Raw genomic sequence first — 12,305 nt, forward strand, 5'->3', positions numbered from 1 at the left:
GAGGGGACGGCCCCGGTGGGCAAGCCGCGCCTACGCCATCTGATCCGGCGGGTGCGACCGGACGACGAGGTGGTCGTGTCCGCGCTCTACCGGGAGTACCACCGGCCGCTGCTGGCCTTCGTGGTACGGCTGACGGCGGGCGACCGGCAGTGGGCGGAAGACGTGGTGCAGGAGACGATGATCCGGGCCTGGCGCAGCGCGGAGCGGCTGGACCCCGACTCGGTCTCGCTCATGCCCTGGCTCGCCACGGTGGCCAGACGCATCGTGATCGACGACCGGCGGCGCAGGGAGGCGCGCCCGCCGGAGTCGGGCGACGGGGCGCTGGACTGCGTGCCGGTGCCGGACGAACTGGAGGGGCTGCTGCGCCAGGTGGTCGTGTCGGAGGCGCTGAAGGCGTTGTCACCGGCGCATCGCGAGATCCTGAACGAGACGATCCTGCGGGACCGGTCGGTCAACGACGCCGCCGCCGCGCTCGGCATCCCGGTGGGCACCGTGAAGTCGCGGGTCTACTACGCGGTCCGCGCGCTGCGGGTCGCGCTGGAGGAGCGGGGGGTGACGGCGTGACCTCGCAAGTCGAGCACACCGACGTGGGCGCCTACGCCCTCGGCCTGCTGGAGGAGGACGACCGGCTGGCCTTCGAGTCCCACCTGCGCACCTGCCCCTCCTGCCGCTTCGAGCTGTCGGACCTGGCGGGGGTCGCGAGCGTGCTGCACGGCATCGGCCCCCTGGAGGACGCCGGCCCTCCTCCCCGTGAGGGGCAGGCCGGCGTGGTCGACCTGCTCCAGCGCAAGAAGGCGGCCGACCGGCGGGCCCGCAGGGGGACGTTCCTGCTCGGGATGGCCGCGGCGGTCGCCCTGGTGGCCGGCGGGCTGACCGTCGGCACGCAGCTCACCGGCGGCGGCGACCCGCCGCAGGCGATGGCGGGACGCGCCGACCACATGGGCCCGGCCGAGCAGTTCTACGCCGACGGCACGCCGATCGCGGGCAAGGGCGTCGGCGGGGTGTCGGGCGGGCTGGTGGTGGAGTCGAAGGGCTGGGGCACGCACGCCGCGCTCAAGCTGTCGGGGGTGAAGGGGCCGCTGGAGTGCGAGCTGGTGTCGGTGGGCAAGTCGGGCGAGCGGCGGGTGATGACCGGATGGTCGGTGCCGGCGCCGGGTTACGGCGTGCCGGGCTCGCCGGCCCCGCTCTACATGCACGGCGGCAGCGCCACGCCGCTGGCGGAGATCGACCGCTTCGAGGTGGTCACCAGGACGGGGACGACCCTGCTCACCGTCAGGACCTGAGGTCGCGGACCCGCGCGAGGCCCTTCCGCCGCGGGCGGGAGAGCCTCGCCGCGTTCAGGCGGACGCGCGGTCGGCGGTGACGACGGCGTCGAGCAGGCCAGGGAACGCCTGGTCGAACTCGGCCCTGCGCAGGGTGTTCAGGCGGGAGGTGCCGGCGTAGTGCTGCCGGATGAGGCCGGCCTCGCGCAGCACCCGGAAGTGGTGGGTGGCGGTGGACTTGCTCACCGAGATGTCGAACCCGCCGCAGCTGATGTCGCCGGCGGCGGTGGCGAGCTGGGTGACGATGCTGCGCCGGACCGGGTCGACGAGGGCTTCGAGAACCCGTTGCAGGGTGACTTCGCGCAGGTCGGGGTGGTCCGGGGTGCGGTCGGCGTCCATGGGTCCATAGTACGACATCCATCGAAGTTTGACGGCAGTCGTACTTCGGCGGTTGAATGGCGGCCTCTGACGCGGAAGGACGATGTGATGACCAGGACGGTGCTGTTCCACGAGCTCGGCGGGCCCGAGGTGCTGGAGCTGGCGGACGTGGCGGCCGGCGAGCCGGGGCCCGGCGAGGTGCGGATCCGGGTGGACGCGATCGGCCTCAACCGGGCCGAGGCGCTGTTCCGCAGCGGCCACTACATCGAGCCCGTACGGAGTTTCCCCGCCCGGCTGGGCACCGAGGCCGCCGGGGTGGTCGAGGCGGTGGGCGCGGGCGTCACCGGGTTGCGGGCCGGGCAGCCGGTGAGCACGGTGCCGGCGTTCTCGCAGAACGACTACGGCGTGTACGCCGGGCGGGCGGTCGTGCCGGCGGCTGCGGTGCTGCCCCGTCCGGAGGGGGTGGATCCGGTGGAGGGCGCGGCCGTGTGGATGCCGTACGTGACGGCCTACGGCGCGCTGGTGGAGGTGGGCGGGATGCGTCCCGGGGACACGGTGGTGCTGAACGCCGCCTCCAGCAGCGTGGGCCTGGCCGCCATCCGGGTCGCCGACCGCATGGGCGCCACGCCGATCGCGCTCACCCGCACCGCGGCCAAGAAGGAGGCCCTGCTGAAGGAGGGCGCGGCCGAGGTGATCGTCACCGGGGAGGAGGACGTGACCGAGCGGGTGCTGGCGGCCACGGGCGGGCGCGGCGCGGAGTTCGTCTTCGACGCCGTGGCCGGGCCGGGCGTGACGGACCTGGCCAGGGTGGTCGCCCCCGAGGGGCTGCTGCTGGTGTACGGCGCGCTGAGCGGCCAGCCGACGCCCTATCCGGGGATCGACCTCGGCATGCCGGCGCTGAACATGCGGACGTACACGATGCACGAGACGACGCGGGTGCCCGAGCGGCTGCGGCGGGCGGCGGCGTTCGTGGCGTCGGGGCTGCGCTCGGGGGCCTTCCGGGCGGTGGTGGACCGCACGTTCGACCTGGAGGAGATCGTGCGGGCCCACCGGCACCTGGAGTCGAACGCGCAGTTCGGCAAGATCGTGGTGACGGTCCGGCACTGACCGTCCGGCCGCCCGCCGTGAGGGACGGGACGGGCCGGACGGGCGGGCCGCCGGATCAGGACAGGCCGGGGGCCGGGAACTGGGCGGTCAGCTCGCTGACCTCGTGGTGGACGCGGGTGATGACGTCCTCGGCGTCGCCCTTGGCCAGGGCCGTGACGACCTCGTCCATCCAGGCGCCGATCTGCCGCATCTCGGCCTCGCCCATGCCGCGCGAGGTGACCGACGGGGTGCCGATGCGGATGCCCGACGGGTCGAACGGCTTGCGGGTGTCGAACGGCACCGCGTTGTAGTTGGTCTCCAGACCGGCCCGGTCGAGCGCCTGGGCGGCGGGCTTGCCGCCGATGCCCTTGGGCGTCAGGTCGAGCAGGATCAGGTGGTTGTCGGTGCCGCCGGAGACCAGGTCGAAGCCCCGGCTGGACAGCTCCTCGGCCAGCGCCTTGGCGTTGGCGACGACCTGGTGGGCGTAGTCGCGGAAGGACGGCTGGGCGGCCTCGTGCAGCGCGACGGCGATGGCGGCGGTGGTGTGGTTGTGGGGGCCGCCCTGGAGGCCGGGGAAGACGGCCTTGTTGAGCGCGGTGGCGTGCTCGTCGCTGGTGGCCATGAGCATGGCGCCGCGCGGGCCGCGCAGCGTCTTGTGGGTGGTCGTGGAGATCACGTCCGCGTGGCCCACCGGGGACGGGTGGGCGCCGCCCGCGACCAGGCCGGCGATGTGCGCGATGTCGGCCGCGAGCACGGCGCCGACCTCGCGGGCGATGGAGGCGAAGCCCTCGAAGTCGATCGTGCGCGGGATCGCGGTGCCGCCGCAGAAGATCAGCTTCGGCCGGTGCTCCAGGGCCAGCTCGCGGACCTCGTCGAGGTCGACGCGGCCGGTGTCGCGGCGCACGCCGTAACGGACCGGGTTGAACCACTTGCCGGTGGCCGAGACCGACCAGCCGTGGGTCAGGTGGCCGCCGAAGGGCAGGCCCATGCCGAGCACGGTGTCGCCGGGCTGCAGGAAGGCCAGGTAGACGGCCAGGTTGGCGGGCGAGCCCGAGTACGGCTGGACGTTGGCGTGGTTGACGCCGAACACGGCCTTGGCCCGCTCGATCGCCAGCGTCTCGATCTGGTCGATGACCTGCTGGCCCTCGTAGTAGCGCTTGCCCGCGTAGCCCTCGGAGTACTTGTTGGTCAGCACCGTGCCGGTCGCTTCGAGCACGGCCTTGGACACGTAGTTCTCGGACGCGATCAGCTTGACGGTGTCGGCCTGGCGGCGCTCCTCCGCCTTGATGAGCTCGGCGAGCTGCGGGTCGGCGCTAGCAAGAGAACTCATGACTCCCCTGTCATCATTGACAATTGGCGAAGACCCAGGCGCTCGGCCTCCGCTCCCGGTTGATTCGCTCCCTGGTGGTCGATCCCACCGAATGCGCCAGTCGCGTCGCCCTAGACGATAGCGGATGCGCAACGGGCCGCTCGTCCCACTACTTGGTCCGGCTCACGCCCGGCCAGAGCCGGTCGACCTCGGCGTTGAGGATGGCTCCGATGAGCACGGCCAGGGCGGTGATGTACAGCCACAGCAGCAGCGCGATCGGGGCGGCCAGGGAGCCGTAGACCGACACCGGCGAGAACCAGGCCGCCAGCACCGCCCGCAGCACGGCGGCGCACACGATCCACAGGAACAGGGCCAGGATCGCGCCGGGCAGCTCCCGGTACCACTTGGTCCGCACCGGCACGCTGACGTGGTAGAGCACGGTGAGGAACAGCACCGAGCCGCTGATCACGACGGGCCAGTAGAGGATGTCGATGAGGATGCCGTACTCGCCGGGGAGGGCGTCCTTGAGCAGGGTGGGGCCGATGACCAGGATCGGCATGACGATGATGCCGATGATCAGGCCGACGACGTAGAGGCCGAACGACATCAGCCGGGTGCGGATGATGCCGCGCTCCTCCCCCAGCCCGTACGCGACCGAGATGAGGTCGACGTAGACGTAGAGCGCCCGCGACCCCGACCACAGCGACAGCAGGAAGCCCAGCGAGATGATGGACACCTTGTTGGCGTCGTCCCTGAGCACGTCGGTGATGAGCGGGTTGATGACCTTCTTGACGGCGTCGTCGGTGAACAGCAGCCCGGCCTGCTCGATCACCCAGCTCTTGACCTCGGTGACGACGCCGCCGCCGAGCCAGGTGCCGAGCTTGCCCAGCACGCCGATCAGGCCCAGCACGAACGGCGGCAGCGACAGCAGCGCGAAGAACGCGGCCTCGCCGGCCAGGCCGGTGACCCGGTAGTTGACACCGGCGTTCGTGGCCGCGCGCACGATCGCCCACGACTTGGTGTCGAGCACCCAGTTCAGCCTGGCCCGGGCGTTCGAGGCGAGCCGCCTCCTGGACCGGGAAGGCGCATTGGTGGACGTCATGGCACCCAACGGTATTTCGCAGTGACTCTCCGGGACAGCTTACGTCCCGGCTCCTGCCCTAGTCGTTGTCCACGATGCGCGCGCCCAGCGGGAGGAGGGAGACGGGGATCAGCTTGAGGTTCGCGATGCCCATGGGGATGCCGATGATGGAGATGAACAGGGGGATCGAGGTGACCACGTGCCCGATCGCCAGCCAGATGCCCGCGACCACGCACCAGATGACGTTGCCGATGAGGGAGAAGACGCCGGCGTCGGGATCGCGCACGACCGTACGGCCGAACGGCCACAGAGCGTAGGCGGCGATCCTGAACGAGGCGATGCCGAACGGGATGGTGACGATGAGGATGCAGCAGATGATCCCGGCCACGGCGTAGCCGATCGCCAGCCAGATGCCGGCGAACACGAGCCAGATGACGTTCAGAATGGTCCGCATGCTCACAGCATGTCACCGGCCGTGCCGCCGACGTCATCCGGTACGACCCTGAACTTACCCTGACCTGGGCGGCCGCCCGCTCCCCGGCGGCCCGGCGAACGCCTGGGCGATCTCCATCCAGGCGCGGGCGGGCTCGCCGGCCGGCTCCAGGGCGGTGTCCGACAGGTGCACGCGCTGGGTGACGAGCAGGCAGAAGTCGAGCATCGGGCCGCGCACGGCGGCGGGCGCGTCCGCGGGGCCGGCGGTCCACAGGTCGCCGCCGGGGGTGGTGAGCTCGACGCGTACCGGCCCGGCGGGCTCGGGCAGGCCGCGGGCGGCGAAGCTGTAGGGCCGGGCGCGGACGCCGAGCAGGGCCACGTGCCGCAGCCGTTCGGTGGGCTCCCGGGCGACGCCGAGCGCGTCGGCCACGTCCTGGCCGTGGGCCCAGGTCTCCATCAGGCGCGCGGTGACGAAGGACGCCCCCGACATCGCCGGCCCGAACCACGGCACCCGCACGCGCGCGCCGAGCGTCGCGAACGCCTCCAGCGACCGGGCGCGGGACGCGCGGAACCAGGCGTGCAACTCCCCCGGCGGCAGGCCGCGCGCGGCCTCGGCGAGCTCGTCCACCGAGCCGGCCCGCGCGGCCAGGGCACGGAAGCCGTCGGGGTCGGTGACCGACACCACGGCGGCGTCGTCGAACCAGGCCAGGTGGCTCACCTGGTCGCGCACCGCCCAGCCCGCGGCGGGCGTGGGCGTCTCCCAGTCGGCGGGGCGCAGCGGCGCCAGCAGCGCCTCCAGGGAATCGCTCTCGGCCCGGAGGTCGGCCAGCAGTCCGGCCATGAGGTCCACGCGCGCCAGCCTAACCCGAACAACGTTCTGGGAGAATAATGCAGACGTGATCTGCGAGAGCTGCAAGGACAAGCGTCACGACGACTGCCGCGGCGGCTCCTGGTGCGACTGCCAGCACCAGAGCGAGGAGCGGCCGCAGGAGTCGCCGCTCGACTGGCCGCGCCAGGGTTAGGGGCCCGCGGAGTCCAGACTCTGGACCCCATCTTGGACATCCGGGATCTCCGGAGTATCTTCAAGGTATGCCAGCGGACCCCATGCTCGTCGGTCGACGCCACGTCGACCTTCAGCGTGTCCGCAGTGCCATCTGTTGCGACGCCCGCTAACTCATCTTCTTTACCGCAGAGCGCGTCGCACCCACCTGAACCCCTGCACTCGACGACGAGGCAGGAGGAACGCTGCGCGCGCCCACAAAACGAAGGACGCGCAATGAGCACCCCTGCCAGCCGGCATCACAAGCGCCCGCGCGGCGAGGGCCAATGGGCCCTCGGTTACCGGGAACCGCTGAACAAGAACGAAGAGAACAAGAAGAACGACGACGGGCTCAACGTCCGCCAGCGCATCATCGACGTCTACGCCAAGCGCGGCTTCGACTCGATCGACCCCGCCGACCTGCGCGGCCGGATGCGCTGGTACGGCCTCTACACCCAGCGCAAGCCCGGCATCGACGGCGGCAAGACCGCGATCCTGGAGCCGGAGGAGCTCGACGACCGCTACTTCATGCTCCGCGTGCGCATCGACGGCGGCCAGCTCGACCTGCGCCAGCTCCGCACGATCGCCGACATCGCCAACGAGTACGCGCGCGGCACGGCCGACCTCACCGACCGGCAGAACATCCAGCTCCACTGGATCGAGATCGAGTCGGTGCCCGACATCTGGGAGCGCCTGGAGGCCGTCGGCCTGTCCACCACCGAGGCGTGCGGCGACACCCCGCGGGTGATCCTGGGCTGCCCGCTGGCCGGCATCGACGCCGAGGAGGTGCTGGACGCCACCGACGACATCCAGTCGATCAACCGGCAGTTCATCGGCAACCCCGAGTACTCCAACCTGCCGCGCAAGTTCAAGAGCGCGCTGAGCGGCTGCCCGGCCCACTGCACGGTGCACGAGATCAACGACGTCGCCTTCGTGGGCGTCGTCAACGAGCACGGCGAGGCGGGCTACGACCTGTGGGTCGGCGGCGGCCTGTCCACCAACCCGATGCTGGCCAAGCGCCTCGGCGTCTTCGTCAGCCCCGACCGCGTCGACGACGTGTACGCGGGCGTGATCGGCATCTTCCGCGACTACGGCTACCGGCGGCTGCGGCACAGGGCCCGGCTGAAGTTCCTGGTCAACGACTGGGGCGTGGAGAAGTTCCGCGAGGTGCTGGAGACCGAGTACGTCAAGGAGAGCCTGCCCGACGGCCCGGCGCCCACCCTGCCGCGCGGCAGCCGCCGCGACCACGTGGGCGTCTACCCGCAGAAGGACGGCAACTTCTACGTGGGCTTCGCGCCCAAGGTGGGCCGTCTCGACGGCGACAAGCTCCACGTGATCGCCGACATCGCCGAGCGGCACGGCTCCGGCCGGGTGCGCACCACCGTCGAGCAGAAGATGGTCGTCCTCGACGTCGCGCCGGACCGGGTGGAGTCCATCGTGGCCGAGCTGGAGGCCAACGACCTGCAGGTCAACCCCTCCACGTTCCGCCGCCAGACGATGGCCTGCACCGGCATCGAGTACTGCAAGCTCGCCATCGTCGAGACCAAGGCCACCGCCGCGCACCTGATCGACGAGCTGGAGCGGCGGCTGCCCGACTTCGAGCAGCCGCTCACCATCAACGTCAACGGCTGCCCCAACTCCTGCGCCCGCATCCAGGTCGCCGACATCGGCCTGAAGGGCCAGCTCGTCGTGGACGAGAACGGCGACCAGGTCGAGGGCTACCAGATCCACCTGGGCGGCTCGCTCGGCGTGAACTCCGGCTTCGGCCGCAAGGTGCGCGGCCTGAAGACCACCGCCAAGGCCCTGCCCGACTACGTCGAGCGCGTGGTGAGCAACTACGACGCCCAGAAGAAGGAGGGCGAGTCCTTCGCCGACTGGGTGCAGCGCGCGGACGAGGCGGACCTGAAATGACCACGCGAGCGGTCCCCTTCCACTGCCCGTACTGCGGTGACGAGGACCTGGAGCCCTACGAGGGGGACGGCGGCTGGTACTGCCGCGCCTGCGCCCGCGCCTTCAAGCTGAAGTTTCTCGGAATCGGAGTGAAGATATGACGCTCGTCGACATCGAGGTGGGATTGCGAGATCAGCGTGGCACGCTCGACCTGCAGGACATCGTCGAGTCCGCCGCCACGTTCCTTGAGGGCGCCCCGGCCCGGGAGATCATCCGGTGGGCCGCGGCGACGTTCGGCGACCGGTTGTGCCTGACGTCCTCCATGAGCGACGCCTTGCTCATCGACCTGGTGAGCCGCGTCAAACCGGGCGTGGACGTGCTGTTCATCGACACCGGCTACCACTTCGCCGAGACGATCGGCACCCGTGACGCCGTGCGGCAGGTCTATGACGTCAACGTGATCGACATCAAGCCGTCCAGGACGGTCCAGGAGCAGGATCGCGACCTCGGGCCGCGCCTGTTCGGCCGCAACCCCGACCTGTGCTGCTACCTGCGCAAGGTCGAGCCGCTCAACCGGGCGCTGGAGCCGTACCTGGCGTGGATCTCCGGCATCCGCCGGGACGAGTCGTCCAGCCGTACGGACACCAAGGTCGTCGAGTGGGACGCCAAGCGCCAGATGGTGAAGGTCAACCCGATCGCCGCCTGGACGCAGGAGGACGTCGACAACTACATCGCCGACAACGGCGTGCTGATCAACCCCCTGCATTACGACAACTACCCCTCGATCGGCTGCGCGCCGTGCACGCGCCAGGTCGCCGAGGGTGAGGACCCGCGCAGCGGCCGCTGGGCGGGGCTGGGGAAGGTCGAATGCGGCATTCACCTGTGATCCCCGGCAGGGGCCGCGTCCCGTTGGCAGACGGGCCGGCCCCCGGGCGCGTGCCACTGGTGGCGGTCGCGCACGGGTCGCGCGACCCGCGTGCCGCCGCCACCGTGGCCGCGCTGCTGGACCGGGTGCGCGTGGCGCGTCCTGAGCTGCCGGTGCGGGTGGCCTACCTCGACCACTGCGCGCCCACGCTGGGTCAGGCGCTCGACGGGCTGAGCGAGGCCGTGGTGCTGCCGCTGCTGCTCACCGAGGCCTACCACAGCCGGGTCGATCTGCCCGCCGCGCTCAACGAGGCCCGCGCGCGCGATCCGCGCCTGCGGGTCCGCTACGGCACGACGCTCGGGCCGCACCCGCTGCTGCTGCCGGCGCTGGAGCGGCGTTTGACGGAGGCGGGCGTGCCGGCCGGCGACCCGGAGACGGCGGTCGTGCTGGTCTCGGCCGGGTCGAGCGACGCCAGGGCCAACGAGGTGATCGCCGGCATGGCCCGCGCCTGGCGGCGCGCCGGCTGGTGGACGGTGACCGCGGCCTACGCCTCGGCCGCCGGGCCGACGCCCGGGGAGGCCGTCGCGCGGCTTCGGGCGGCGGGCGCGCCGCGGGTGGCCGTCGCCCCCTACCTGCTGGCTCCCGGCTTCTTCGCCGACCGGATCCGCCGGGCCACCGCCCCGGCCGTCTGCGCCGACGTGCTCGGCCCGGCGCCCGAGCTGGTGGACGTGCTGCTGGAGCGGTACGAGTCGGCCCTGCGCGAGCGCCTGCCCGTGGCCGGCTGAGCCCTCAGCACCGAACTCTCAGCACCGGGCGCTCAGCATCGGGCGCTCAGCACCGGGCGCTCAGCACTGGGCCGTGATCGCGCCGGTCCTCGGATCGACGCTGACCACGTCGGGCCGGCACGCGCGGGTGCGGGCGTCCACCAGCGTCAGCCGCCAGTCGGCGGGGTAGGAGGCGGTCCAGGCCAGCAGCTCGTCGGCGCGCTCGGCGGTCATCGTGCCGGTGCCCGCGTCCGCGGCCTTCACCACGGCGGCGCTCAGCTCGTTCACGCCGTCGCGGGCCGTGGCGTCGCCGAACCAGCCGGGCGGCTGCCGGACCGTGGGCCCGCACGCGCCGGTGGCGACCAGGTCGCCGTTGAGCCAGACCAGCCCGTAGCCGCCCGACGGGCAGGTGAGGGTGAAGGACACCTTCCCGGCCTTCGACTCGAAGGTGAACGTCTCCCGCCTGCCGCCCTGGGTGTAGCCGTGGAAGAGCGGCGGCCGGGGCCGGGCGCGCGCCGGCGCGGGCTGGGCCAGGGCGCCGGCCCACACGTCCCCGGCGGCGGGGGTGGACACGGGAACGGGCCGGGCGTCCACGGTGAGCACCGTGACGGCCGTGACCGTCAGGGCCGCCGCCGCCACCGAGGCCGCCGCCCGGCCCCGGCGCCGCCGGATGCGGCGGGCGCGGGCGTCCACGTCGGCCAGCCGCACCCCGCCAGGGGGCGCGTCGGCGGTGTCGTGTTCGAGCAGGTCACGCAGGTCACGCAGTCGCTGTTCCGTCATCGTCAGCTCCCCGTCTCCGCCGCGGCCCTGGCCGCGGGGTCGAGCCGCAGCTTGGCCAGCGCGCGGCTGGCCTGGCTGCGTACGGTGGACACCGAACAGCCCACGATCTCGGCGATGGCCTCGTCGGGCAGGTCCTCGAAGTACCGCAGCACGACCACGGCCCGCTGCTTGGCCGGGAGCGCGGCCAGGGCGGCCCTGAGCGCGTCCCGGGTGCCGAGCCCGGCCGTGTCGTCCGCTTCCTGGGGGCGGTCCGGGAGCTCGCCCGTGGCCACCTCGCCCCGCCAGCGCCGCCGCCACCAGGAGGCGTGCGTGTTGGTCAGGATGCGGTAGACGTACGGGTCGGGGTTCGCGCCGACCCGCCGCCAGGCCAGCCAGGCCCTGGCCAGCGCGGTCTGCGTCAGGTCTTCGGCCGTGGCCCAGTCGCGGCACAGCAGGTACGCCGTCCTGAGCAGGCGGGCCGAGCGCTGCTCGACGTATCGCTCGAAGTCGGCACGATCCCGCATCGAGGGGTCCTCACTGTCCGGTGATGTTCACCGATCACTACGCCGAAGACCCCCGCCCGCGTTGCACGGCCTCAGTAACCCCCATGGTCGCGGCGGCGGTCGCGGCGCTCGCGCTCCAGGGCGCGGTGCTCGTCGCGGATCTGCCGGCCGACCTCGCGGGCGTCGTCCCGCATCTGGCGGCCGACCTCGCGCCAGTCGTCGCCGTGCAGCGCCCGCCAGTGCTCCCGCCAGGCGGCCAGGCCGCGCTTGACCGGCTGGGCGCGGGAGTCTCCGAGCACCTTGACGTCGCCCATCACGGCGTAGGCGCGCACCCGGATCACCGGCACGTTCATGCCGGGGGCCGCCTCCAGCACGTCGACCTTCTTGTCGCCCATCACGGCGACGCCGTCGAGGTCGACGTTCACGCCGTCGGGCACGATGATCTTGACGTCGCCCATCACGGACACCGCCGTGACGTCGACCACGTCCGTGCGCACCTCGGCCTCGCGCAGGTCGAGCAGCACGTCGCCCATGACGGCGACCGCGCCGAGCTCCTGCTCGATGCGCCAGGTGCCGCGCCGCTTGGTGTCGCCCATGATGCCGACGAACCAGCGCCGCTTGCCGCCCTCGCGGGCCGGGGGGGGCGTGGGCGCGGGCCCGCGGCCCACGGGCAGGTCCTGGGTGAGCAGGGCGAGCTCGGCGTGCGTGGTCGCGGTGTAGGCGGCCTCGGTACGGTCGGTCAGCTCGGCGAGCGTGAGCCGGCCCTCGACCGAGGCGACACGGAGCTGTTCCACGACGGCCTCGCGCTCGGCGTCCGACGCGCGCACCTCACCCGGATCTGTCATAGACGCAACATATCGCGTCTTGGGCCGGTTGGGGCTCCTCCCCTGGGAGGAACATCCGTACACCCTTGGATGGTCCCGGGGCCCACGGACCG

The 12,305-nt window shown here is 72.2% G+C and carries 17 protein-coding genes; 9 read left to right on the forward strand and 8 right to left on the reverse strand.

What is annotated here, in order from left to right; genetic code table 11:
- The first annotated feature begins 75 nt into the window (after positions 1–75).
- The gene (locus ACIBQ6_RS32485) at positions 76–564 is read left to right on the forward strand and encodes a sigma-70 family RNA polymerase sigma factor (RefSeq protein ID WP_358285969.1); all 489 of its coding nucleotides are present in this window, start codon (positions 76–78) and stop codon (positions 562–564) included.
- A complete protein-coding gene (locus ACIBQ6_RS32490) occupies positions 561–1,283 on the forward strand; it encodes a zf-HC2 domain-containing protein (RefSeq protein WP_358284830.1) in 723 nt (240 codons plus the stop codon). The genes ACIBQ6_RS32485 and ACIBQ6_RS32490 overlap by 4 nt, the downstream gene beginning before the upstream one ends.
- A gap of 54 nt (positions 1,284–1,337) precedes the next feature.
- Here the strand turns inward: ACIBQ6_RS32490 and ACIBQ6_RS32495 are convergent, their stop codons facing one another.
- Entirely contained in the window at positions 1,338–1,661 is a 324-nt protein-coding gene (locus ACIBQ6_RS32495) for a helix-turn-helix domain-containing protein (protein WP_358284828.1), read from the reverse strand.
- A gap of 87 nt (positions 1,662–1,748) precedes the next feature.
- Between ACIBQ6_RS32495 and ACIBQ6_RS32500 the strand changes: the two genes are divergently transcribed.
- The gene (locus ACIBQ6_RS32500) at positions 1,749–2,747 is read left to right on the forward strand and encodes a zinc-dependent alcohol dehydrogenase family protein (protein ID WP_397216521.1); all 999 of its coding nucleotides are present in this window, start codon (positions 1,749–1,751) and stop codon (positions 2,745–2,747) included.
- 55 nt (positions 2,748–2,802) lie between these two features.
- Here ACIBQ6_RS32500 and glyA read toward each other — a convergent pair whose 3' ends face one another.
- The 4 genes from glyA to ACIBQ6_RS32520 all read right to left on the reverse strand — a co-directional run bounded on the left by glyA (position 2,803) and on the right by ACIBQ6_RS32520 (position 6,389).
- Positions 2,803–4,056, reverse strand: a complete 1,254-nt coding sequence (gene glyA / locus ACIBQ6_RS32505; protein WP_352328178.1) for a serine hydroxymethyltransferase — start codon at positions 4,054–4,056, stop codon at positions 2,803–2,805.
- Positions 4,057–4,204: 148 nt separating this feature from the next.
- A complete protein-coding gene (locus ACIBQ6_RS32510) occupies positions 4,205–5,137 on the reverse strand; it encodes a YihY/virulence factor BrkB family protein (RefSeq protein WP_358284824.1) in 933 nt (310 codons plus the stop codon).
- Positions 5,138–5,195: 58 nt separating this feature from the next.
- Entirely contained in the window at positions 5,196–5,570 is a 375-nt protein-coding gene (locus ACIBQ6_RS32515) for a YccF domain-containing protein (RefSeq protein ID WP_352363810.1), read from the reverse strand.
- Positions 5,571–5,624: 54 nt separating this feature from the next.
- Positions 5,625–6,389 carry a TIGR03084 family metal-binding protein gene (locus ACIBQ6_RS32520; protein ID WP_358285967.1) on the reverse strand — a complete coding sequence of 255 codons (765 nt, stop codon included), beginning with the start codon at positions 6,387–6,389 and terminating at the stop codon, positions 5,625–5,627.
- A gap of 55 nt (positions 6,390–6,444) precedes the next feature.
- On the opposite strand from ACIBQ6_RS32520, the gene ACIBQ6_RS32525 reads away from it, so the two are divergent.
- The 6 genes from ACIBQ6_RS32525 (at position 6,445) to ACIBQ6_RS32550 (ending at position 10,127) form a co-directional block, all read left to right on the forward strand.
- Positions 6,445–6,570, forward strand: coding sequence for a hypothetical protein (locus ACIBQ6_RS32525; RefSeq protein ID WP_352328175.1), 126 nt, complete (start codon positions 6,445–6,447; stop codon positions 6,568–6,570).
- Between the two features lie 67 nt (positions 6,571–6,637).
- On the forward strand, positions 6,638–6,721 hold the full coding sequence (locus ACIBQ6_RS32530; RefSeq protein ID WP_311132608.1) for a putative leader peptide: 84 nt from the start codon (positions 6,638–6,640) through the stop codon (positions 6,719–6,721).
- 103 nt (positions 6,722–6,824) lie between these two features.
- Positions 6,825–8,498 (forward strand): nitrite/sulfite reductase, encoded by a 1,674-nt coding sequence (locus ACIBQ6_RS32535; protein WP_358284822.1) that lies wholly within the window; start codon positions 6,825–6,827, stop codon positions 8,496–8,498.
- A complete protein-coding gene (locus ACIBQ6_RS32540) occupies positions 8,495–8,638 on the forward strand; it encodes an Insertion element protein (RefSeq protein ID WP_103955276.1) in 144 nt (47 codons plus the stop codon). Before ACIBQ6_RS32535 ends, ACIBQ6_RS32540 begins: the two co-directional genes overlap by 4 nt.
- On the forward strand, positions 8,635–9,363 hold the full coding sequence (locus ACIBQ6_RS32545; protein WP_358284820.1) for a phosphoadenylyl-sulfate reductase: 729 nt from the start codon (positions 8,635–8,637) through the stop codon (positions 9,361–9,363). Before ACIBQ6_RS32540 ends, ACIBQ6_RS32545 begins: the two co-directional genes overlap by 4 nt.
- Before the next feature lie 59 nt (positions 9,364–9,422).
- Complete coding sequence (locus tag ACIBQ6_RS32550) at positions 9,423–10,127, forward strand: sirohydrochlorin chelatase (protein ID WP_397216524.1); 705 nt, start codon at positions 9,423–9,425, stop codon at positions 10,125–10,127.
- 60 nt (positions 10,128–10,187) lie between these two features.
- On the opposite strand, the gene ACIBQ6_RS32555 is transcribed toward ACIBQ6_RS32550, so the two are convergent.
- From ACIBQ6_RS32555 to ACIBQ6_RS32565, 3 genes are all read right to left on the reverse strand, one after another.
- The gene (locus ACIBQ6_RS32555; protein ID WP_397216526.1) at positions 10,188–10,886 is read right to left on the reverse strand and encodes a hypothetical protein; all 699 of its coding nucleotides are present in this window, start codon (positions 10,884–10,886) and stop codon (positions 10,188–10,190) included.
- 2 nt (positions 10,887–10,888) lie between these two features.
- A complete protein-coding gene (locus ACIBQ6_RS32560; protein WP_352363802.1) occupies positions 10,889–11,389 on the reverse strand; it encodes a SigE family RNA polymerase sigma factor in 501 nt (166 codons plus the stop codon).
- A gap of 71 nt (positions 11,390–11,460) precedes the next feature.
- Positions 11,461–12,213, reverse strand: coding sequence for a DUF1707 domain-containing protein (locus tag ACIBQ6_RS32565; RefSeq protein WP_397216528.1), 753 nt, complete (start codon positions 12,211–12,213; stop codon positions 11,461–11,463).
- Positions 12,214–12,305 lie beyond the last annotated feature (92 nt).

The organism is Nonomuraea sp. NPDC049655 (genome assembly GCF_044465465.1).
Classification (GTDB): domain Bacteria; phylum Actinomycetota; class Actinomycetes; order Streptosporangiales; family Streptosporangiaceae; genus Nonomuraea.